Origin of the sequence: Bradyrhizobium vignae (assembly GCF_004114425.1) — a bacterium.
Taxonomy (GTDB): Bacteria; Pseudomonadota; Alphaproteobacteria; order Rhizobiales; family Xanthobacteraceae; genus Bradyrhizobium; species Bradyrhizobium vignae.
Map to the genome: position 1 here is coordinate 1 of NZ_RDQF01000083.1, position 23209 is coordinate 23209.

Genomic DNA, 23209 nt, shown 5'->3' on the forward strand with positions numbered 1-23209 from the left:
TACTCCCAAATCAGAAAACGCCACTTCTGCAGATAGTTGCGTTCAACCGTTCGGTCATAGCTGTTGTCTCGCATCGGATCGTTCCTCCGCTGGAGCGATCCAATCAGCGAATTATTGAACATGCACAGCAATGACGGAGTATGTGGCGGCAGCCACGCCCAAACAAAAACCCCGGCCTCGCGGCCGGGGTTTTGTGTCCTTCTCTCGTCCCAGAGCTTAATCGCGCTGGCCGAGGAGCTGCAGCAGCAGCGTGAACAGGTTGATGAAGTTCAAGTACAGCGACAGCGCGCCAGTGATGGCCGCACGCTCTGCGATGTCACCGCCGGCCGAGGCGTAGCCGTAGATGTAGTCGTTCTTCAGCCGCTGGGTATCCCAGGCGGTGAGGCCCGCGAACACCAGCACGCCGACCACCGAGACGATGAACTGCAGCATCGAGCTGGCCAGGAACAGGTTCACCAGGCTCGCGATGATGATGCCGATCAGGCCCATGAACAGGAAGGAGCCCATCCCGGTCAGGTCACGCTTGGTGGTGTAGCCGTAGAGGCTGAGCGCACCGAAGGTCGCCGCCGTGATGAAGAACACCCGCACGATCGAGGTGTGGGTGAACACCAGGAAAATCGACGACAGCGAGATTCCCATCAGCGCCGAGAACACCCAGAACAGGATCTGGGCGGTCGAGGGGGCGAGGCGATTGATGCCCGCCGAGATCACGAACACCATCGCCAGCGGCGCGAGCATGAACAGCCACTTCAGCGGGCTGACGAACATCGCGTAGCCGAACGGCGTCAGGAACAGCTTGCCGACGCGGACCGCTTCCGGGGTCGGAACGTCGGTCACGGCGGCCATGTAGACGCCGAGCGCGGCAAGGCCGGTGATGGCGAGGCCGATGCTCATGTAGTTGTAGATGCGCAGCATGTAAGCGCGCAGGCCGGCGTCGACCGTCGCGGCGTCAACACGCCCGGCGGCCCTGCCGAAAGGAGAAGCGTAGTTACGGTCTAGGTCCGACATGGTCGAATTCCCGTTGGTTGGTCCGGTCCGGCACGAGGGTCGCCATGCCGCCGGTTCGTCAAACTCTATCTCGGATACCGATGCCAGCCGACTAAATTTTGGCTAACAATCGGGGCTCCGAACCCATTCGATATGTGGGAAACTAACACATTCGCTGCAACCGTCCACGCGCGGCCGAATGTCGCCCTCGCCCGCAATCCCGACGAGCGGACCGTGGTTAATCGCAAGGAATCGTGCGATTTCGCTCCCTTGCGGTTAGCCGCTACCATTTGTCACAAATTCCGCAACACCGTGGCCGGCTTTTTGTTCAACGCCAGCAGCGTGCCGGCGAGCCCGAGCCCGACGGTGACGACCAGGGCGGCCGCGACCACGCCGGCCGCGCTGCCGGCCTGCCAGACGAAGCTCAGCGTCATCAGCCGCGTCACGATCATCCAGGCGGCGATGCTGCCGGCGATCACGCCGAACACCGCGGTGGCGAGCCCGATCAGGAGGTATTCGAGCGCATAGGCGCCGAGCAGCCGCAGCCGCGTCGCGCCCAGCGTCTTCAGGATCACCGCATCATAGACCCGGTGACGGTGGCCGGCGGCGAGCGCCCCGCCCAGCACCAGGATCGCCGAGATCAGGGTCACGGCGCTGGCGCCGCGGATCGCCAGCGCCAGATTGGTCACGACCGAGCCGACCGTCTCCATCACCTCGCGCACGCGCACGCTCGTCACCATAGGGTAGGCGTCGGCGACCTCTTTGATGATCTTGCCGTCGCCTGCCGCATTTCCGCCCGTCTCCGTCAGCGTCGCGATATGGGTGTGCGGCGCGCCCTTGAAGGCGTTGGGCGAGAACACGAGGACGAAATTGATGCCCATCCCCTGCCAGTCGATGTTGCGCAGATTGCTGATCTTCGCCGGGATGTCGCGGCCGAGCACGTTGACCACCACCTCGTCCCCGAGCTTGAGGCCTAAACCGTCGGCGATCTTCTTCTCCATCGAGACCAGCGGCGGGCCGGAATAGTCCGCGCTCCACCACTCGCCCTCGACCACCTTCGAACCCTTCGGCAGCTCGGCCGTATAGGTCAGGCCGCGGTCGCTCTGCAGCACCCATTCGGAATCGGTGGTGGGCTTGAGCTCCTCGGCGCGCACGCCGCGCGCGGCGACGATGCGCCCGCGCAGCATCGGCACGTCCTCGACCGTCGCGCCTGGCGCGATCTGGCGCAGGTAGCCGTCGAACTGCTCGGCCTGCGCGCTCGGAATGTCGATGAAGAAGAACGAGGGTGCGCGATCGGGCAGCGCCGCGAGGAACTGCCGCCGCAGATTGCCGTCGATCTGGGTGATGGTGACGAGCACGGCGAGCCCGAGCCCGAGCGACAGCACGACCGACGGCGTCAGCGCGCCCGGCCGGTGGATGTTGGCGATCGCGAGCCGCAGCATTGGCAGCCGCGTCCGCGGCAGCCGCCGCGCGATCGTCATCAGCAGGGCGGCGATGCCGCGCAGCAGGGCGAACACGACGACGGAGGAGGCCACGAACACTGCGGCGATGCGCTTGTCGAACGACAGGCCGATCACGACCGTGATCAGCAGCGCGATCACCACGCCCATGAGGCCCAGATAACTCGCGCGCGGCCGGTGCCATTCGGAGCTGATGGTGTCGCGGAACAGCGCCGCCACCGGCACGTCATGCACGCGCCCGAGCGGCCACAGGCCGAAGGCGAGCGCTGTGAGCAGGCCATAGACGAAGGACAGTGCGAGCTCGTCGGCATGCACCGCCGGCACCACCGGCAGCGGCAAGAGCTTGCCGAACAGCCCGACGATGGCGAAGGGCATCGCCGCGCCGAGCGCAAGGCCGATCACCGAACCGATGCCCGCAAGCAGGATCACTTGCGCCAGATAGATGCCGAACACGTCGCCTCCGGTCGCGCCGACGGCCTTGAGGGCCGCGATCACCTCGAGCCGACGATCGATATGGCTCTTCACGGCATTGGCAACGCCGACGCCGCCGACCAGCAGCGCGGCGAGGCCGACCAGCGTCAGGAACTGGGTAAAACGGCTGATGTTGCGCTCGAGTTGCGGCGAGGCGTTGGAGCGGCTGCGGATCTCCCAGCCGGCCTGCGGCGCGGCGCTGCGCGCGTCCGCGATGAAGGCTTCGGTGGCGCGCTCGTTATTCGCGGTATCGGGCAGCTTGACCCGGTAGACCCAGCGCACCAGGCTGCCGGGCTGGATCAGGCCGGTGGCGCGCAAGGCCTCCTCGCTGATCAGGAAGCGCGGGCCGAAGCCGATGCCGCCGGCGAGCTTGTCGGGTTCGGCTTCGACGGTGGCGCGGATCTGGAACGTTGCGGACCCGATCGTGAGGCGGTCACCGTTCCTAAGCGACAGCCGCGCTTGCAGCGTCGGATCGGCCGCGGCGCCGAACGCGCCGTCACGCATCGCGAGCAGATCGGCCATCGGTAGCGGCGGTGCCAGTGTCAGCTGGCCCAGCATCGGATAGGTGTCGTCGACGGCCTTCATCTCGACCAGCGCGAGCTTGCCATCAGCCGAGCGCGCCATGCCGCGCAGGGTCGCGGCGGTCGAGACGGTGCCGCGCGAGCGCAGGAAGGCGACCTCCTCCGGCTTGGCCTCGCGCTGGAACAGCACGAAGGAGACGTCGCCGCCGAGCAGCGTGCGGCCCTCGCGGGCGAGACCGTCGGAGAGGCTCGCCGACACCGAGCCGACGCCGGCGATCGCCATCACGCCGAGCGCGATGCAGGCGATGAAGACATAGAAGCCGCGCAAGCCCCCGCGCAATTCGCGCAGGGCGTAACGCAACGAGAGCGCGACGCCGCCCGGCTTCGCGAACGATTCGACAGCTGCGCTCATGCCGGCGCCGACTGCGTGTCGATGCGCCCGGAGCGCAGGCGGATGACGCGATCGCAGCGTTGCGCGAGCGAGGAATCGTGCGTCACCAGCACCAAGGTCATGCCGCGCTCGGCGTGCTTGCTGAACAGGAGATCGACGATCTGCTTTCCCGTTGCCTCGTCGAGATTGCCGGTGGGCTCGTCGGCGACGAGGATGGCGGGATCGGGCGCCAGCGCGCGCGCCAGCGCCACGCGCTGCTGCTCGCCGCCGGAGAGCTGCGTCGGGTAGTGATGCAGGCGATCGCCGAGCCCGACCGATTGCAGCTCCTGCGCCGCGCGCCTCGCAGCATCGGGATCGCTGGCAAGCTCGAGCGGCACCGCGACGTTCTCCAGCGCCGTCATGGTCGGGATCAGGTGGAAGGACTGGAAGACGATGCCGACCTGGCGGCCGCGGAAGCGCGCCAGCGCGTCCTCGTCGAGGGCATTGAAAGCCGTGCCATTGACCACCACCTCTCCGCTATCAGGACGTTCCAGCCCCGCCATCACCATCAGCAGCGTGGATTTGCCCGAGCCTGACGGGCCGATCAGGCCGATCGTCTCGCCCGAGGCGACGCGCAGGCTGATATCCTTCAGGATATGAACGCGTGCCGCGCCCGTGCCCAATGAGAGATTGACGTTGGAGATGGCGATGGTGTCCATCGCGGTCGTGGCGAGCGAAGAGGAATTGATGCGCGTGTCCATGGTCCGGTCATATGGCAACTCCGCACGCGGGGTCGAGAGGCGTTACGGATTGTTCATGCACATAGCCGTGTTGATGCTCGCCGTGATGACCATTGCGTCCCCCGCTTGGGCGGGCGCGACGAAACCGGTCAAGCTTGTCGTTCTCGGCGATTCCTTGAGCGCCGGTCTTGGCCTCCCGGCCCAGGAGGCGTTCCCGCAAAAGCTTAAAAAATCCTTGCAGATCAAGGGCATAGAGGTCGACATGACCAACGCCGGGGTGTCCGGCGACACCACCTCCGGCGGCCGCGACCGGCTCGACTGGTCGGTGCCCGACGGAACCGATGGCGTCATCGTCGAGCTCGGCGCCAACGACGCGCTGCGCGGCATCGATCCCGATGTGACGCGCGCCGCGTTGACCGAGATCATCCAGCGCCTGAAGGCGCGCAAGATCGCGGTGATGCTGTGCGGCATGCTGGCGCCGCCGAATTACGGCGCGGACTATGCGGCGCGCTTCAATTCGATTTATCCGGATCTGGCGAAACGATTCGATGTGCCGCTCTATCCGTTCTTCCTCGATGGCGTTGCGGCCGACGCCAAGCTCAATCAGGCCGACGGCATTCATCCGACTGCGGCCGGCGTCGACATCATCGTCGGCAGGATCATGCCCATGGTGGAGGCATTCATTGGCACGATCGCTGAGCAGCGGCGTTGAAAGCGGGCAGTCCCAACCCGAACTCCCAGGGATTTACGGGGGTGAGGCGGGCGAAGCTTCGCAGAGTCACACAACTGCGATAGGAATCAGGGTACCGGTGATTCGTCGCCGGCTCTAATTTGGATATGGTCCTCAGCTCGAGGGCTGTACCCAAGCATCGGGAGTGCGAAACGATGCCGCGTTTGTTCACGGGTCTGGAAATTCCGGCCGAGATCGGCCAGTCGCTTTCCAACTTGAGGGGTGGCCTCCCCGGCGCCCGCTGGATCGATCCCGAAAATTATCACGTCACCTTGCGCTTCATCGGCGACATCGACGGCGCTTCCGCCAACGAGATCGCCTCGATGCTGTTTCGCGTCGACCGCAAGCCATTCGAGGTGAAGGTGCAGGGCCTCACCAGCTTCGGCGGCCGCAAGCCGCGCGCGGTGGTCGCGACCATCGTGCCGAGCAAGCCGCTGATGGAATTGCAGGCCGAGCTCGAACGCATGATGCAGCGGATCGGCCTCGACCCGGAGGGACGCAAGTTCATTCCGCACGTCACGCTGGCCCGGCTGCACGACGCCTCCGACCGCGACGTCGCCGACTATCTCTCGCTGCGCGGCTACTTCCCAAGCAAGGCGTTCATGGCCGAACGCTTCGTGCTGTTCTCCTCGCGCGCCTCCACGGGCGGCGGCCCGTATGTGGTCGAGGACGCCTACGAACTGTGTGAGTAGCGCAGCTTCCGTGCCCCGGCCGCAGAGGCGGGGCCCAGCGCTCCGCGATGAATGAATTTTGGCTATGGACGAAATAGGGGGGCCGTCTCTGCGCAGCAGCGCAAGAGCGCTGCAGCGCGTCCGGGACTCAGAACGCATAGCGCCCCGCACCAATTGACGGCTTGCAATTTCCGTCCGTCTCTGGCGGTAAAGGGCCATGCTCTCCACCCCCAGTTCCCCATTCCGCGAGGCATACCAGGCCGAGATCGCCTCTGGCGCGATCGAGCCCGATGCCGCGCAGGCCGAGGTCGCCGAGGCCTATGCGGCGCTCGACCAGCGGCTCGCCACTTACAAGCCGCTGCGCAAGCAGGGCCTGCTCAGCCGCCTGTTCGGCAGCGGCGACAAGGATGATGCCCCGCGCGGGCTCTACATCCATGGCGAGGTCGGCCGCGGCAAGACCATGCTGATGGATCTGTTCTTCCAGCACTGCTCGGTCGAGCACAAGCGCCGCGCGCATTTCCACGAATTCATGGCGGACGTGCACGAGCGCATCTACGACTATCGCCAGAGCATCGCGCGCGGCGAGATCGCCGATGGCGACGTCATCGCGCTGACCGCAAATGCGATCTTTGAGGAGAGCTGGCTGCTCTGCTTCGACGAATTCCACGTCACCGACATCGCCGACGCGATGATCCTGGGCCGCCTGTTCGCGAAATTGTTCGATCTCGGCACCGTCGTGGTTGCGACCTCCAACGTCGCGCCCGACGATCTCTACAAGGGTGGCTTGAACCGCTCGCTGTTCCTGCCCTTCATCAAGCAGATCACCGATCACATGGACGTCGCGCGGCTCGATGCCCGCACCGACTTCCGGTTGGAGAAACTGCAGGGCGTGCCGATGTGGCTGACACCGGCGGATGGCGATGCGGACGCCGCGCTCGACCGTGCCTGGAAGCGGATGTCAGGTGGGGCACAATGCAGGCCGCGCGACATTTCGATCAAGGGCCGCATCCTGCACGTGCCGTGCTCGGCCCACGGCGTGGCGCGGTTCTCCTTCGCCGATCTCTGCGAGAAGCCGCTGGGTGCATCCGATTACCTCAGGCTGGCGCACGAGTATCACACCATCCTGGTCGACCATATTCCAGTCATGGACTTCTCCCAGCGCAACGCCGCCAAGCGGTTCATCACGCTGATCGATACGCTCTATGACAACGCCGTGAAGCTGATGGCTTCGGCCGACGCCAATCCGATCTCGCTCTACCTCGCCACCGAGGGCAATGAGGCCATGGAGTTCAAGCGGACCGCCTCGCGCCTGATCGAGATGAGCTCGGAATCCTATCTGGCGCTGCCTCACGGCCGCAAGGATTCCACCGCCAGCGGCTCGACCAAAGGTCTGGTGGAGACTTAAGTCCTATTTCGCTAGCGCTGTCATTCCGGGACGCGCGAAGCGCGAACCCGGAATCCATCGGGCCACAAGCTCTGTCGCCCGATGCATTCCGGGCCTGCGCCTATCGGCGCATCCCGGAACGAGGGGGCTGCGTGCCCGAGACGTCGGCAAGCCCGACAATTGGGCATTGGGCGACTTGAACGGGGAAGGCGAAAGGGATAACCACCCGTCTCAGTTTTCCCCTCCTTACGTGTCTAAAGGACAGGTTCACATGGCGCGCGACAAGATTGCTTTGATTGGCTCCGGTCAGATCGGCGGAACGCTGGCTCACCTCATCGGCCTGAAAGAACTGGGCGACGTCGTGATGTTCGACATCGCCGAGGGCGTGCCGCAGGGCAAGGCGCTCGACATCGCGCAGTCCTCGCCGGTCGACGGCTTCGACGCGCACTACACCGGCGCGAACTCCTACGAGGCGCTCGACAACGCCAAGGTCTGCATCGTCACCGCCGGCGTGCCGCGCAAGCCCGGCATGAGTCGCGACGACCTCCTCTCCATCAACCTCAAGGTCATGGAGCAGGTGGGTGCCGGCATCAAGAAGTACGCTCCGGACGCGTTCGTCATCTGCATCACCAACCCGCTCGACGCGATGGTCTGGGCGCTGCAGAAGGCCTCGGGCCTGCCGCACAAGAAGGTCGTCGGCATGGCCGGCGTGCTGGACTCGGCGCGCTTCCGCTATTTCCTGGCCGACGAGTTCAACGTCTCGGTCGAGGACGTCACCGCCTTCGTGCTCGGCGGCCATGGCGACACCATGGTGCCGCTGGTGAAGTACTCCACCGTCGCCGGCATTCCGCTGCCCGACCTCGTCAAGATGGGCTGGACCTCGCAGGCGCGCCTCGACGAGATCGTCGACCGCACCCGCAACGGCGGCGCCGAGATCGTCAATTTGCTCAAGACCGGCTCGGCCTTCTACGCCCCGGCCGCGTCGGCGATCGCGATGGCCGAGAGCTATCTGAAGGACAAGAAGCGCGTGCTGCCCTGCGCCGCCTATCTCAATGGCGAATACAGCGTGAAGGACATGTATGTCGGCGTGCCCGTCGTGATCGGCTCCAAGGGCGTCGAGCGCGTGGTTGAGATCGACCTCGCCGGCAAGGACCGCGAGGCCTTCGACAAGTCGGTCGGTGCCGTGCAGGGCCTGGTCGACGCCTGCAAGAAGATCGCCCCCGACCTTCTCGGCCGCTAAGGCGCAAGCAGATACCCCGCCGAAGATCGAAATCCGGTCTTCGGCGGTTTCACTTCCGGACCCCGGCTGCAACCCTTGTTGAAGGCTGGGCGGGGCTCCGGTTCGCAGTCCAGAGATCTTGAAGGCAAAGAATCCGGGTTGCAGTTCCTGTGGTATATGGTATGCCAGCCACAAGACTGAGGTGGGCCCATGGGGTCACGCCCGCGGGTTCAGGGAGCGACCATATGAATATCCATGAATATCAGGCCAAAGCGCTGCTGAACGAGTTCGGCGTGCCGATCTCCAAGGGCGTGCCGGTCCTCAAAGCCGCCGACGCAGAAGCTGCGGCCAAGGCGCTGCCCGGCCCGGTCTGGGTGGTGAAGAGCCAGATCCACGCCGGCGGGCGCGGCAAGGGCAAGTTCAAGGAAGCCTCGGCCGGCGACAAGGGCGGTGTCCGCATCGCCAAATCGGCCGCCGAGGTCGCCGAATTCGCCAAGCAGATGCTGGGCGCAACCCTGGTGACGGTGCAGACCGGCCCGGCCGGCAAGCAGGTCAACCGCCTCTACATCGAGGACGGCTCCGACATCGACAAGGAGTTCTATCTCTCGATCCTGGTCGACCGCGAGACCTCGCGCGTCTCCTTCGTCGTCTCGACCGAAGGCGGCGTCAACATCGAGGACGTCGCGCACAACACGCCCGAGAAGATCGTGACCTTCTCAGTCGATCCCGCCACCGGAATCATGGGCCATCACGGCCGCACGGTTGCGAAGGCGCTCAAGCTCTCCGGTGATCTCGCCAAGCAGGCCGAGAAGCTCACGGCGCAGCTCTATGCCGCCTTCGTCGCCAAGGACATGTCGATGCTGGAGATCAACCCGCTGGTCGTGACCAAGCAGGGCCAGCTCCGCGTGCTCGACGCCAAGGTGTCGTTCGACGACAACGCGCTGTTCCGTCATCCTGAGGTGCTCGCGCTGCGCGACGAGACCGAGGAAGACGCCAAAGAAATCGAGGCGTCCAAGTACGACCTCAACTACGTCGCGCTCGACGGCAACATCGGCTGCATGGTCAACGGCGCCGGTCTTGCCATGGCGACGATGGACATCATCAAGCTCTACGGCATGGCGCCGGCGAACTTCCTCGACGTCGGCGGCAGCGCCAGCAAGGAGAAGGTCGCGGCCGCATTCAAGATCATCACCGCCGATCCGAACGTGAAGGGCATCCTGGTCAACATCTTCGGCGGCATCATGAAGTGCGACGTGATCGCCGAGGGCGTCACGGCCGCGGTGCGCGAGGTCGGTCTCAGCGTGCCGCTGGTGGTCCGTCTCGAAGGCACCAATGTCGAGCTCGGCAAGAAGATCATCCGCGAATCCGGCCTCAACGTGGTGCCGGCCGACAATCTCGACGACGCCGCGCAGAAGATCGTGAAGGCCGTCAAGGGAGGCTAAGGCCATGGCCCAGGACCATCTCGCCGCATCATCTCCGCTCCCCGAGCATGCGCGTCTCGCCGCGTTCGCCGGCGAATGGACTGGCGAAGAGGTGGTCTTTCCGTCGCGCTGGACGGAGGGCGGACCGGCGACCTCTCACGTCGTCGCGCGCATGGACCTCAACGGATTCTATCTGATCCAGGACGGTGTCCAGATGCGCGAGGGCAAGCAGGTCTTCGCCACCCACGGCATCTTCACCTACGATCGCGACGACCGGACCTACAAACTGTTCTGGTACGATTCGCTCGGCTACACGCCGCCCTCGCCCGCCTCCGGCGGATGGGTCGGCAAGACCCTGACGCTGGTGCGCGGCTCGCTTCGCGGCAATGCGCGCCACGTCTACGAGATCATCGACGACAATTCCTATTCGTTGAAGATCCAGTTCTCGCCGGACGCGGAAGGCTGGTCCGACGTCCTCACCGGCGTCTACCGCCGCATCCACTGACCCTCTCACTCGTTAGTTCGCGAAAGCAGACCTCATGTCCATCCTGATCGACAAGAACACCAAGGTCATCTGCCAGGGCTTCACCGGCAAGAACGGCACCTTCCATTCCGAGGCCGCGATCGCCTACGGCACCAAGATGGTCGGTGGCACCTCGCCGGGCAAAGGCGGCTCGACGCATCTGGGCCTGCCGGTGTTCGACACCGTGCGCGAGGCGCGTGAGAAGACCGGCGCCGACGCGTCGGTGATCTACGTCCCGCCGCCGGGCGCGGCGGACGCGATCTGCGAAGCCATCGACGCCGAGATCCCGCTGATCGTCTGCATCACCGAGGGCATTCCTGTTATCGACATGGTGCGCGTGAAGCGCTCGCTGATCGGCTCCAAGTCGCGCCTGATCGGGCCGAACTGCCCGGGCGTCATGACCGCCGGCGAGTGCAAGATCGGCATCATGCCCGCCAATATCTTCAAGACCGGCTCGGTCGGCATCGTCTCCCGCTCGGGCACGCTGACCTATGAGGCCGTGTTCCAGACCTCCCAGGAAGGCCTCGGCCAGACCACCGCGGTCGGCATCGGCGGCGACCCGGTCAAGGGCACCGAGTTCATCGACGTGCTGGAGATGCTGCTCGCCGACCCCAAGACCGAATCGATCATCATGATCGGCGAGATCGGCGGTTCCGCCGAGGAGGACGCCGCCCAGTTCCTCAAGGACGAGGCCAAGCGCGGCCGCAAGAAGCCGATGGTCGGCTTCATCGCGGGCGTCACGGCCCCTCCCGGCCGCCGCATGGGCCATGCCGGCGCGATCATCTCGGGCGGCAAGGGCGACGCCGGTTCCAAGACCGAGGCGATGAAATCGGCAGGGATTACAGTGTCCCCTTCGCCCGCGCGCCTCGGCCATACGCTTGCCGAAAAGTTGAAGTGCTAATTCACTTCTTCGTGCTTTTCCGGGCGAAGTTTCGCAGCAAATAGGGTAAAGGGTGCCTGTCGCGTCGAGCCCTGTCGGGGAGCTCGGCGCCAGCGCCGTTTGTTATGCGCGAACCGAAATCGCCAGGAACTCAAGTATGTCTCGCCAGGACGCGAACGCAGCCTTTGCCTTGTCATCCTTTTTGCAGGGCACCAACGCCACCTACATCGACGAAATCTACGCCCGCTACGAGAAGGACCCGACCTCGGTCGACGCCGAGTGGCAGGAGTTCTTCAAGAGCCTCAACGACCAGCCCGCTGACATCAGCAAGAACGCGGAAGGACCGTCCTGGGAGCGCGACAACTGGCCGCTGACCCCGCGGGACGATCTGACCTCCGCGCTCGACGGCAATTGGGCCGAGGTCGAGAAGGCGGTCGGCGCCAAGATCGCCGCCAAGGCCCAGGCCAAGGGCGCCGATATCTCTTCCGCCGATGTCCTCCAGGCCACGCGCGACTCCGTTCGCGCCCTGATGCTGATCCGCTCCTACCGCATGCGCGGCCACTTCCACGCCAAGCTCGACCCGCTCGGCATCGAAGCCCAGCGCAACCGCGAAGAGCTCGACCCGCGCACCTACGGCTTCAGCGAAGCCGATTACGACCGCAAGATCTTCCTCGATCACGTGCTCGGCCTGGAATACGGCACGCTGCGCGATATCGTCGCGATCTGCGAGCGCACCTACTGCCAGACGCTCGGCGTCGAGTTCATGCATATCAGCAATGCCGCGCAGAAGGCCTGGATCCAGGAGCGCATCGAGGGACCCGATAAGGAGATCTCGTTCACGCGCGAAGGCCGCAGAGCCATCCTGATGAAGCTGGTCGAAGCCGAAGGCTTCGAGAAGTTCTGCGACACCAAGTTCACCGGCACCAAGCGTTTCGGCCTCGACGGCGGCGAATCCCTGATCCCCGCGCTGGAGCAGATCATCAAGCGCGGCGGCAATCTCGGCGTGAAGGAGATCGTGCTCGGCATGCCGCATCGCGGCCGCCTCAACGTGCTGACGCAGGTGATGGGCAAGTCGCACCGCGCGCTGTTCCACGAGTTCAAGGGCGGCTCCGCCAACCCGGAAGACGTCGAAGGCTCCGGCGACGTCAAGTATCACCTCGGCGCTTCCTCGGACCGCGAGTTCGACGGCAACCGCATCCACCTGTCGCTGACCGCCAACCCCTCGCATCTCGAGATCGTCGATCCCGTCGTGCTCGGCAAGGTCCGCGCCAAGCAGGACCAGCACGGCGATCCGCCGGACATGCGCATCTCCGTGATGCCGCTCCTGATGCATGGCGACGCCGCGTTCGCCGGCCAGGGCGTGGTCGCCGAGTGCTTCGGCCTGTCCGACCTGAAGGGCTACCGCACCGGCGGCTCCGTGCACTTCATCGTCAACAACCAGATCGGCTTCACCACCTATCCGCGTTACTCGCGCTCCTCGCCCTATCCGTCCGATGTGGCGAAGATGATCGACGCGCCGATCTTCCACGTGAACGGCGACGATCCAGAAGCCGTCGTGTTCGCCGCCAAGGTCGCGACCGAGTTCCGGCAGAAATTCCACAAGCCCGTCGTCATCGACATGTGGTGCTATCGGCGCTACGGCCACAACGAGGGCGATGAGCCGGCGTTCACGCAGCCGGTCATGTACAAGCGGATCGCGGCCCATCCGTCGACGCTGTCGCTCTATGCCAAGCGCCTGATCGCCGAGGGCGTGGTCACCGAGGGCGAGGTCGACAAGCTGAAGGCCGACTGGCGCGCGCGGCTCGATGCCGAGTTCGAGGCCGGCACCTCCTACAAGCCGAACAAGGCCGACTGGCTCGACGGCAAGTGGGCCGGCTTCAAGATCGCCGACCAGGAAGAGGATGCGCGGCGCGGCGTCACCGGCGTCGATATCGCCACGCTGAAGGACATCGGCCGCAAGATCACCAAGGTGCCGGACGGCTTCCGCGTTCACCGCACCATCCAGCGTTTCCTCGATAACCGCTCGAAGGCGATCGACACTGGTACCGGTATCGACTGGGCGACCGGCGAGGCGTTGGCGTTCTGCTCGCTGCTGAACGAAAAACACCACGTCCGCCTGTCTGGACAGGATTCGGAGCGCGGCACCTTCTCGCAGCGCCACTCGGTCCTGATCGACCAGGAGGACGAAAGCCGCTACACGCCGTTCAACCATCTCGGCGGCGAGCAGGGCCATTACGAGGTCATCAACTCGCTGCTGTCGGAAGAGGCCGTGCTCGGCTTCGAATACGGCTACTCGCTCGCCGAGCCGAACACGCTGACGCTGTGGGAGGCCCAGTTCGGCGATTTCGCCAACGGCGCGCAGGTCGTGTTCGACCAGTTCATCTCCTCGGGCGAACGCAAATGGCTGCGCATGTCCGGTCTCGTCTGCCTGCTGCCGCACGGCTATGAAGGCCAGGGGCCGGAGCATTCCTCGGCGCGTCTCGAGCGTTACCTGCAGATGTGCGCGGAAGACAACATGCAGGTGGTCTACCCGACCACGCCGGCGAACTACTTCCACGTGCTGCGCCGGCAGCTGCATCGCGAGATCCGCAAGCCGCTGATCATGATGACGCCGAAGTCGCTGCTGCGCCACAAGCGGGCGGTGTCGCGTCTCGAGGAGCTCGCGAAGGGCACGACCTTCCACCGCATCCTTTACGATGACGCCCAGATGCTGCCGAACGAAGCGGTCAAGCTCGTTCCGGACGAGAAGATCCGCCGCATCGTGCTGTGCTCCGGCAAGGTCTATTACGACCTCTACGAGGAGCGCGAGAGGCGCGGCATCGATGACATCTATCTGATGCGCGTCGAGCAGCTCTATCCGGTGCCGCTGAAGGCGCTGGTGGCCGAGCTGTCGCGCTTCAAGAAGGCCGAAGTGGTGTGGTGCCAGGAAGAGCCGCGCAACATGGGCGCCTGGCACTTCATCGAGCCCTATCTGGAATGGGTGCTGAACCAGGTGAACGGTGCGAGCCGGCGTCCGCGTTATGTCGGCCGCGCCGCTTCCGCCGCGACCGCCACGGGTCTGATGTCCAAGCATCAGGCGCAGCTGAAGGCGTTCCTGGACGAAGCACTGAGCTGAGAAGTTCTTTAGGACTCTGTCATGCCCCGCCCAGTGCGCAATTGCGCACGGGGGCGGGGCATCCAGTACGACGCGGCTTTCGTTCTGATCACGAAGGTCACGGCGTACTGGATTGCCCGCCTTCGCGGGCAATGACGTATGAAATTCATGACCGCTACTGGCGATCCCTTAAGGAAGAGACCATGACTGAAATTCGTGTGCCGACGCTCGGCGAATCCGTCACCGAGGCCACCATCGGCCGCTGGTTCAAGAAGGCCGGCGACCCCGTCGCCGTCGACGAGCCCTTGGTGGAGCTCGAGACCGACAAGGTCACCATCGAAGTCCCGGCGCCCTCCGCGGGCACGCTGAGCGAGATCATCGCCGCCGATGGCGCGACCGTTGCTGTGGGCGCGCTACTTGGTCAGATCACCGACGGTGCCGGCGCCGCCAAGCCCGCCGCCGCGCCGGCCAAGGCTGCTGCTCCTGCTGCTGCCGTTGCTCCCGCGCCGGCTCCCGCTGCCGCCGCCAAGGCGCCGCCGGCCGATGCCCCGCTCGCGCCTTCGGTGCGAAAACTGTCGGCCGAGACCGGCATCGACGCCTCCACCGTTCCGGGCTCCGGCAAGGACGGTCGCGTCACCAAGGGCGACATGCTGGCTGCGATCGAGCGCGCCGCGTCGGCGCCGACCCCGGTCAACCAGCCCGCCGCCGCCGTGCAGGTCCGCGCGCCGTCGCCGGCCGATGACGCCGCCCGCGAAGAGCGCGTCAAGATGACCCGCCTGCGCCAGACCATCGCGCGCCGCCTCAAGGACGTGCAGAACACCGCGGCCATGCTCACGACCTTCAACGAGGTCGACATGACCAACGTCATGGCGCTGCGCGCCCACTACAAGGACGCGTTCGAGAAGAAGCATGGCGCCAAGCTCGGCTTCATGGGCTTCTTCACCAAGGCCGTCGTGCAGGCGCTGAAGGACATCCCGGCCGTCAACGCCGAGATCGACGGCAGCGATTTGATCTACAAGAACTATTACCACATCGGCGTCGCCGTCGGCACCGACAAGGGCCTCGTCGTGCCCGTGGTGCGCGACTGCGACCACAAGTCGATCTCCGACATCGAGAAGAGCATCGCCGATTTCGGCCGCCGCGCCCGTGACGGCCAGCTCAAGATCGACGAGATGCAGGGCGGCACCTTCACGATCACCAATGGCGGCATCTACGGCTCGCTGATGTCGACGCCGATCCTGAACGCGCCGCAGTCCGGTATCCTCGGCATGCACAAGATCCAGGAGCGGCCGATGGTCGTCGGCGGCAAGATCGAGGTCCGCCCGATGATGTATCTGGCGTTGTCCTACGATCACCGCGTCATCGACGGCAAGGAAGCCGTCACCTTCCTGGTCCGGGTCAAGGAGAGCCTGGAAGATCCGGCGCGCCTGGTGCTCGATCTCTGATCCGCAATGCTCTGCGAGCGCCGTCGCGACCGACGCGACGGCGCATGTCGAACCATGGAGGCGCGCGTGACGGATAAAGTCGTTGTCATCACCGGCGGCAGCCGCGGCATCGGGCGGGCGACCGCGCTTGCGGCGGCCGCGCGCGGCTATCGCGTTGTGGTCGCTTATGCCAGCAACAAGGCGGCCGCCGATGAGGTGGTCGCGCAGATCGAAGCCAAGAACGGCAAGGCCATCGCGGTGAAATGCGACGTCGCCGAGGAAGGCGACATCCTCAACCTGTTCAGGGAAGCCGACAAGTTCGGCACGCTCGGCGCGCTGGTCAACAATGGCGGCATCGTCGGCAAGAGCGGCGTGCGGGTCGACGAGATGTCGGCCGAGCGCATCCAGCGCGTCATGGCGGTCAACGTCACCGGCTCCATCCTCTGCGCGCGCGAGGCGGTGAAACGGATGTCGACCAAGCATGGCGGCAAGGGCGGCGTCATCGTCAATCTGTCGTCGGTCGCCGCCAAGCTCGGCTCGCCGAATACTTATGTCGACTATGCCGCCTCCAAGGGCGCGATCGATTCCTTCACCATCGGCCTCGGCTATGAGGTTGCGAACGAGGGCATTCGCGTCGCGGGCATTCGCCCGGGCCTGATCGACACCGAAATCCACGCCGCCGGCGGCGAGCCCGACCGCGCCCATCGTCTGGCCCATCTTGTGCCGATGAAGCGCGTCGGCACCGCCGATGAAATCGCCAACGCGATCGTCTGGCTGCTGTCGGACGAGGCGTCTTACGTCACCTCAGCGATTCTCGATGTGTCCGGCGGACGCTGACGCGCCGCGCGGACGCTGACACATCCTCATCACGCCAACCTTACGGGACCTTCTCATGGCTACCTACGATCTCGTCGTCATCGGCACCGGACCGGGCGGTTATGTCTGCGCGGTGCGCGCGAGCCAGCTCGGCATGAAAGTCGCCGTGGTCGAAAAGAACGCCACGCTCGGCGGCACCTGCCTCAATGTCGGCTGCATGCCCTCGAAGGCGCTGCTGCACGCCTCCGAGATGTTCGAGGAAGCCGGGCATTCCTTCGCCAAGATGGGCGTGAGCGTTCCCGCGCCGAAGCTCGATCTTCCCGCGATGATGAACTTCAAGCAGCAGGGCATCGACGGCAACGTCAAGGGCGTCGAGTTCCTGATGAAGAAGAACAAGGTCGACGTGCTCAAGGGCACCGGCAAGATCTTGGGCACCGGCAAGGTCGAGGTCTCCGCCGACGGCAAGTCGCAGGTGGTCGAGACCAAGAACATCGTGATCGCCACCGGCTCCGACATCGCGCGCCTCAAGGGCATCGAGATCGACGAGAAGCGCATCGTCTCCTCGACCGGCGCGCTGTCGCTGGAGAAGGTGCCAGGCAGATTGCTGGTCATTGGCGCCGGCGTGATCGGGCTCGAACTCGGCTCCGTGTGGCGCCGGCTCGGATCCGAGGTCATGGTGGTCGAATTCCTCGATCGCATCCTGCCCGGCATGGATGGCGAGGTCGCACGGCAATTCCAGCGAATCCTTGAGAAGCAGGGATTTGCATTCAAGCTGGGCTCCAAGGTCACCGGCGTCGAAGCGAACAGCAAGGCACTGCTCGCGAAAATCGAGCCGGCTGCCGGCGGTGCCGCCGAGACCATCGAGGCCGACGTCGTTCTGGTCTGCATCGGCCGCGTGCCCTACACTGATGGGCTCGGCCTGAAGGAAGCCGGCGTCGCGCTCGATGCGCGCGGCCGCGTCCAGATCGATCCGCATTTCGCCACCAGCCTCAAGGGCGTCTATGCCATCGGCGACGTCGTCGCAGGCCCGATGCTCGCGCACAAGGCCGAGGACGAAGGCGTTGCGGTCGCCGAGATCATCGCGGGGCAAGCGGGCCACGTGAACTACGATGTGATCCCGGGCGTCGTGTATACCACGCCGGAAGTGTCCTCCGTCGGCAAGACCGAGGAGGAATTGAAGCAGGCAGGCACAGCCTATACCGTCGGGAAGTTTCCCTTTACCGCCAACGGCCGCTCCAAGGTCAACCAGACCACCGACGGCTTCGTGAAGATTCTCGCAGATGCGAAGACCGATCGCGTGCTCGGCGTGCACATTATCGGCATTGAGGCCGGCGAAATGATCCATGAAGCCTGCGTTCTCATGGAGTTTGGTGGCAGCGCAGAAGATCTCGCGCGCACCTGCCATGCCCATCCGACCCGCTCGGAGGCGGTCAAGGAAGCCGCGCTTGCAGTCGGCAAGCGGGCCATCCATATGTAGCGACGCGCCCAGCACCGAAACGGGCGGGAACATATGCTGCGCCGCCTCCTTCAACCGGTCTGGGTCCTGCTTGCGATCGTCTTCCTGATCGAAGCCTGGCTGTGGGACCATCTCGAGCCGATCGTCGCTCGGGTCGTCGCAGCCATCCCGCTCGCGCGGTTCAAGCAATGGCTGACGGAGCGCGTCGATGCGCTGTCGCCGGCCATGACGCTGATCGTGTTCGCGGTCCCCATCATCCCGCTGTTTCCGCTCAAGCTGGTCGGCCTGTGGCTGCTGGCGCACGAATACTGGACCAGCGCAGTGTTCACGATCGTTTTCGCGAAGATGGTTGGCGTCGGAGTCACGGCCTTCGTGTTCGACGTGACGCGCGACAAGCTTTTGGAGATGCACTGGTTCGAGCGGATCTATGATCTGGTGCTGAAGGTGCGCGCCAGGGCCGCTGAGCTGGTCGACCCGATCAAGCGCCGCATCCGTCAGCTGATCGCCGGCGATGGCGAGGGCTGGTCTTCCCGCACGCTGCGCCTGATCCAGCGTTTTCGCAAGAGCGTGCACCAGGCGCGCTAGCTCTCTGTCACATATTCGCTGTTCGCCACATACTCGCTGTCATCGCCCGGCGCGATCCAGTATTCCAGAGACAGAGAGAGAGAGATGAGAACCGAGAAGCCGCAGCGTACTGGATGCCCCGGTCAAGCCGGGGCATGACACTGTCTGTTTGGCGTCAAACCGCACGCCACACACCCATCAATGCAAATGCAACAGATGCGGCCACCACAGGCCGAGCGCGGTCATGATCAGGCCGGCGAGCGTCAGCACGCCGCTGACATAGGCGAGCGCGAACATGCCGGTGATGATGGTCGCCGATGCCAGCACGATGCCGATCTGGAAGGCCGCCGACGCCAGCTCGAAGTGATGGTACTTCGCGGTCGCCTCGTCGCGCTCGTGCTCGGCATGCTTGGCCTTCTCGGCGAGCTGCTCGGTGCCTTCGCCGGTCTCGGGCTCGGAGCGGTAGCGCTGCGCGGTCTTGGTCCAGTCCTCGACCTGTTTCTGTACCGACGCCTTCAGCGCGTCATCGCCGGTGCCGGCGAGCGTCAGCTTGCCCTGCTCGGCCGCGGTCTGCACGACGGTGCGGCGGATGCTCTTGGCCTGGAAGAATGCCCAGAGATTGGCGGCCTCGACGTTCTTGCTGATCGATTCGGTCTGGGCGCCCTTGCCGAGCGTCTCCGAGATCGCAAGGAACAGCGCCAGCACGGCGATCAGAAGGGCGATCTTCTTGTTCGAGCCGGACGCGTGCTCGGCGTGCTCGGCATGCTCCATGCTTTCATGTGCGCTCATATGTCCTCCTGTCTGGTTCCGCACGATTGACCCAACCGCGGGTGCCGCGCAAGAGGCATGCGCGGGATGACAGCTTGATGTCAGGTTCACCGCCGCGGATGCGCGCTGGCATAGACTTCCAGCAGCCGCTCGGAATCGATGCCGGTGTAGACCTGCGTGGTCGAGAGCGAGGAGTGGCCGAGCAATTCCTGGATGGCGCGGAGGTCGCCGCCGCGCGACAGCAGATGCGTGGCGAAGGAGTGGCGCAGTGCGTGCGGTGTGGCGCTGTCGGGAAGTCCCAGCGCGCCGCGCAGCCGCTCCATCGCGAGCTGGATGATGCGCGGGCTGAGCGGCCCGCCGCGCGCGCCGACGAAGATCGGCCCTTCCGCGGGCAGCGAATACGGGCACATCGCGACGTACTCCTGCACCAGCTCGAGCACGTTCTGCAGCACCGGCACCATGCGGGTCTTGTTGCCCTTGCCTGTCACGACCAGCACGTCGCCTTCGCCGGGCCGCGGCACCTCGCGGCGCTTCAGGCCGAGCGCTTCGGAGATGCGCAGGCCCGAGCCATAGAGCAGCGCCATCACGGCGGCATCGCGCGCGAGAATCCAGCTCTCGCGTTCCTCGCCGGCGCGCTCGTCGGCGTCGGCAAGACGCTTTGCCGATGCCATCGGCAGTGGCTTCGGCAGGCTTTTTGCGACTTTTGGCGCGCGGATGGCCGACAATGCGCCGACCTTGCCTTTGCCCTCGCGCTCCAGAAAACGTCCAAACGAACGCAGCCCCGCGAGCGCGCGCATCAGGCTCCGGCCGGCAATGTCGTCCGCCCGGCGCATCGCCATGAAGGCGCGGATATCGGTGGCTTCGAGCGCCGCGAACCGTTCGAGCGTGACCCGCTCGCCCCAATGGGCACAGAGGAAATCCAGGCACTGCCGCAAGTCGCGGCCATAGGCCTCCAGCGTCTTCGGCGACAGTCGCCGCTCGGCGCCGAGATGCGACAGCCAGCGCGCCATCTCCTGCGTGATCGAGGGATCGGCGCTGGCGAGCTCGATGTGTGGGGCGGCCGCTTTGCTCATGCGCTCTGGACGTGGTGATTCCGCGCAGTATATCGCATCACACCAGTTTACTGTTCGCTAAGGTCGCCCCGCGGCGCTAGCCTCGCACTCCGGGTTCCGATTCTCCCTCCAAAGACTGTTGATGGATCACACCTCGCGCAGCAGCACCGCCCCCGCCAACGCGACCCGCATGGTCGACGTGCTGGTGCCGGTCGCGCTCGACCAGACCTATTCCTACAAAGTGCCGCGCGGCATGGAGCTGAAGGCGGGCGATCTCCTCAGTGTGCCGCTTGGGCCTCGCGAGGTCCTGGCCGTGGTCTGGGGCGAAAACGCCAACCCGGATCCACGCCTGCACAATCGCCTCAAGGAGGTCGGCGAAAAGCTCGATATCCCGCCGCTCAAGCCCGAGCTGCGCCAGGTGGTCGACTGGGTCGCCAATTACACGCTGAGCCCGCGCGGCATGGTGCTGCGCATGTGCCTGCGCATGGGCGAGAATCTCGGTCCTGAGCGGGCGCGCGCCGGTGTACGCTTGGTCGGCGATCCCCCGAAGCGGCTGACGCCGGCGCGGCAGCGGGTGATCGCGCTGCTGTCGGACCGCCTGCTGCACGGCAAGTCCGAAGCGGCCAAGGAAGCCGGCGTCTCCTCGGGCGTGATCGACGGCCTCGTCGACGAAGGCACGCTCACGGTGGAGCCGATGCCGCCGCCTCCGCCGCCGCCGGCGCCCGATCCGGAATTCGGCCGGCCGGATTTCACGCCGCTGCAGCGCGCCGCGGTCGACACGATGCGCGCGCTCGCGGCCAACGGCACCTTCCACGTCGCGCTGCTCGACGGCGTCACCGGCTCCGGCAAGACCGAGGTCTATTTCGAGGCGGTGGCCGAGACGATCCGTCGTGGCAGGCAATCGCTGATCCTGATGCCGGAGATCGCGCTGACCGGACAGTTTCTCGATCGCTTTGCGCAGCGTTTTGGCGTGCGGCCGATCGAATGGCACTCCGAACTGACGCCGCGCACCCGCGCGCGCAATTGGGCGGCGATCTCCGCAGGGACTGCGCCGGTCGTGGTCGGCGCGCGCTCGGCGCTGTTTCTCCCCTATGCCAATCTCGGCCTGATCGTCGTCGACGAGGAGCACGACCAGGCCTACAAGCAGGACGATGGCGTGCACTATCACGCCCGCGACATGGCGGTGGTGCGCGGGCATATCGCAAAAATCCCGGTCGTGCTGGCGTCGGCGACGCCCTCGGTCGAGTCCGAGGTCAATGCGCGCAAGAACCGCTATCAGCGCATCGCGCTGCCCTCGCGCTTCGGCGGCCAGCACATGCCGCATATCGAGGCGATCGATCTGCGCCGCGAGCCGCCCGCGCGCGGCCGCTTCATCTCGCCGCGGCTTGCCGGCGAGATCAGGACCGCGATCGAAAAGCGCGAGCAGGCGCTCTTGTTCCTCAACCGCCGCGGCTATGCGCCGCTGACGCTCTGCCGTGCCTGCGGCCATCGCTTCGCCTGCACGATCTGCGACGCCTGGCTGGTCGATCACCGCTTCCGCCAGCGCCTGGTCTGTCACCATTGCGGTTTCTCGATGCCGCGCCCGCATCTCTGTCCGAACTGTTCGGCCGAGGAATCGCTGGTCGCCGTCGGTCCCGGCGTCGAGCGCCTGCAGGAGGAGGCGGCGGCGTTGTTCCCGGAAGCGCGCACCATGGTGCTGTCGAGCGATCTCATCACCTCGCTCGAGACGATGCGCTCCGAGCTTGCCGAAATCGCGGAGGGCCGCGTCGATATCATCATCGGCACGCAGCTCGTGGCAAAGGGTCACAACTTCCCGCGGCTCAATCTGGTCGGCGTGGTCGATGCGGATCTCGGTCTGTCCAATGGCGATCCGCGCGCGGCGGAACGGACCTGGCAATTGCTCAACCAGGTGATCGGCCGTGCCGGGCGCGAGCAGGGTCGCGGCGTCGGCTATCTGCAGACTCATCAGCCCGATCATCCCGTGATGCGGGCGCTCGTCGCCTGCGACCGCGAGGCCTTCTACGACAGCGAGATCGATCTGCGCGAGAAGACGCTCTATCCGCCGTTCGGCCGGCTCGCGAGCCTGATCATTTCTGCAGGCGACCGCCCGAGTGCCGAAGGTCTCGGCCGCAAGCTCGTCGCGCTCGCGCCCCGCGACGAGCGCGTCGTGGTGCTCGGCCCGGCCGAAGCCCCGCTCGCCGTCATCAAGGGCCGCTACCGCTTCCGCATCCTGGTGAAATCGGCGCGCGGTTTCGATCTCTCGGATTACTTGCGCAACTGGCTCGCCGTCTGCCCGAAGCCGACAGGCAATCAAAAGCTCGAAGTCGACGTCGATCCGCAGAGCTTTTTGTAGGGCTAAAGCGCGATGAGATTTGGATGAATCGTCATCGCGCTTTAGCTTGTTGTTTACGCATGATCTTTCCGGAAAACCGCTTCGCACTTTTCCGGATCATGCTTTAGGCACACTCTCTCCACGTCATTGCGAGGAGCCCTTGCGACGAAGCAATCCAGAGTCTTTCCGCGGAAAGATCCTGGATTGCTTCGCTTCGCTCGCAATTGTGCATGTTCAATAATTCGCTGATTGGATCGCTGCAGCGGAGGAACGATCCGATGCGAGACAACAGCTATGACCGAACGGTTGAACGCAACTATCTGCAG

The 23209-nt window shown here is 65.3% G+C and carries 18 protein-coding genes; 13 read left to right on the forward strand and 5 right to left on the reverse strand.

All coding sequences use genetic code 11. The annotated features are described in order from the left end of the window. Window positions 1-216 precede the first annotated feature (216 nt). From EAV90_RS36340 to EAV90_RS36350, 3 genes are all read right to left on the reverse strand, one after another. Window positions 217-1008 (reverse strand): Bax inhibitor-1/YccA family protein, encoded by a 792-nt coding sequence (locus EAV90_RS36340; protein ID WP_025575992.1) that lies wholly within the window; start codon window positions 1006-1008, stop codon window positions 217-219. Window positions 1009-1280: 272 nt separating this feature from the next. Further along, window positions 1281-3851, reverse strand: coding sequence for an ABC transporter permease (locus tag EAV90_RS36345; RefSeq protein ID WP_129146181.1), 2571 nt, complete (start codon window positions 3849-3851; stop codon window positions 1281-1283). Further along, window positions 3848-4570, reverse strand: coding sequence for an ABC transporter ATP-binding protein (locus tag EAV90_RS36350; RefSeq protein ID WP_129146182.1), 723 nt, complete (start codon window positions 4568-4570; stop codon window positions 3848-3850). The genes EAV90_RS36345 and EAV90_RS36350 overlap by 4 nt, the downstream gene beginning before the upstream one ends. A 55-nt stretch (window positions 4571-4625) precedes the next feature. On the opposite strand from EAV90_RS36350, the gene EAV90_RS36355 reads away from it, so the two are divergent. From EAV90_RS36355 to EAV90_RS36410, 12 genes are all read left to right on the forward strand, one after another. Further along, window positions 4626-5261: an arylesterase gene (locus EAV90_RS36355; RefSeq protein WP_164937258.1), complete on the forward strand. Its 636-nt coding sequence runs from the start codon at window positions 4626-4628 to the stop codon at window positions 5259-5261. Between the two features lie 173 nt (window positions 5262-5434). Further along, on the forward strand, window positions 5435-5971 hold the full coding sequence (gene thpR / locus EAV90_RS36360; protein ID WP_122400402.1) for an RNA 2',3'-cyclic phosphodiesterase: 537 nt from the start codon (window positions 5435-5437) through the stop codon (window positions 5969-5971). Between the two features lie 196 nt (window positions 5972-6167). Then, window positions 6168-7355, forward strand: a complete 1188-nt coding sequence (zapE, locus tag EAV90_RS36365; RefSeq protein WP_122400403.1) for a cell division protein ZapE — start codon at window positions 6168-6170, stop codon at window positions 7353-7355. Between the two features lie 250 nt (window positions 7356-7605). Next, the gene (mdh, locus tag EAV90_RS36370) at window positions 7606-8574 is read left to right on the forward strand and encodes a malate dehydrogenase (protein WP_129146184.1); all 969 of its coding nucleotides are present in this window, start codon (window positions 7606-7608) and stop codon (window positions 8572-8574) included. A 224-nt stretch (window positions 8575-8798) separates the two neighbouring features. Continuing rightward, entirely contained in the window at window positions 8799-9995 is a 1197-nt protein-coding gene (gene sucC / locus EAV90_RS36375) for an ADP-forming succinate--CoA ligase subunit beta (RefSeq protein WP_122400405.1), read from the forward strand. 4 nt (window positions 9996-9999) lie between these two features. Continuing rightward, entirely contained in the window at window positions 10000-10479 is a 480-nt protein-coding gene (locus tag EAV90_RS36380; RefSeq protein ID WP_122400406.1) for a DUF1579 domain-containing protein, read from the forward strand. Between the two features lie 34 nt (window positions 10480-10513). Continuing rightward, on the forward strand, window positions 10514-11398 hold the full coding sequence (sucD, locus tag EAV90_RS36385; RefSeq protein WP_129146185.1) for a succinate--CoA ligase subunit alpha: 885 nt from the start codon (window positions 10514-10516) through the stop codon (window positions 11396-11398). 136 nt (window positions 11399-11534) lie between these two features. Beyond that, entirely contained in the window at window positions 11535-14492 is a 2958-nt protein-coding gene (locus tag EAV90_RS36390) for a 2-oxoglutarate dehydrogenase E1 component (RefSeq protein ID WP_129146186.1), read from the forward strand. A gap of 182 nt (window positions 14493-14674) precedes the next feature. After that, window positions 14675-15916 (forward strand): 2-oxoglutarate dehydrogenase complex dihydrolipoyllysine-residue succinyltransferase, encoded by a 1242-nt coding sequence (odhB, locus tag EAV90_RS36395; protein ID WP_129146187.1) that lies wholly within the window; start codon window positions 14675-14677, stop codon window positions 15914-15916. A 54-nt stretch (window positions 15917-15970) separates the two neighbouring features. Beyond that, window positions 15971-16732, forward strand: a complete 762-nt coding sequence (locus tag EAV90_RS36400) for an SDR family oxidoreductase (protein ID WP_129146188.1) — start codon at window positions 15971-15973, stop codon at window positions 16730-16732. Between the two features lie 55 nt (window positions 16733-16787). After that, window positions 16788-18188, forward strand: a complete 1401-nt coding sequence (lpdA, locus tag EAV90_RS36405; protein ID WP_129146189.1) for a dihydrolipoyl dehydrogenase — start codon at window positions 16788-16790, stop codon at window positions 18186-18188. A 33-nt stretch (window positions 18189-18221) separates the two neighbouring features. Then, on the forward strand, window positions 18222-18752 hold the full coding sequence (locus tag EAV90_RS36410) for a hypothetical protein (protein ID WP_122400411.1): 531 nt from the start codon (window positions 18222-18224) through the stop codon (window positions 18750-18752). 177 nt (window positions 18753-18929) lie between these two features. On the opposite strand, the gene EAV90_RS36415 is transcribed toward EAV90_RS36410, so the two are convergent. Both EAV90_RS36415 and EAV90_RS36420 read right to left on the reverse strand, forming a co-directional pair. After that, on the reverse strand, window positions 18930-19520 hold the full coding sequence (locus EAV90_RS36415; RefSeq protein WP_122400412.1) for a DUF4337 domain-containing protein: 591 nt from the start codon (window positions 19518-19520) through the stop codon (window positions 18930-18932). An 86-nt stretch (window positions 19521-19606) separates the two neighbouring features. Next, complete coding sequence (locus EAV90_RS36420) at window positions 19607-20572, reverse strand: tyrosine recombinase XerC (protein WP_129146190.1); 966 nt, start codon at window positions 20570-20572, stop codon at window positions 19607-19609. Between the two features lie 121 nt (window positions 20573-20693). Between EAV90_RS36420 and EAV90_RS36425 the strand changes: the two genes are divergently transcribed. Beyond that, complete coding sequence (locus EAV90_RS36425; RefSeq protein WP_129146191.1) at window positions 20694-22904, forward strand: primosomal protein N'; 2211 nt, start codon at window positions 20694-20696, stop codon at window positions 22902-22904. Window positions 22905-23209 lie beyond the last annotated feature (305 nt).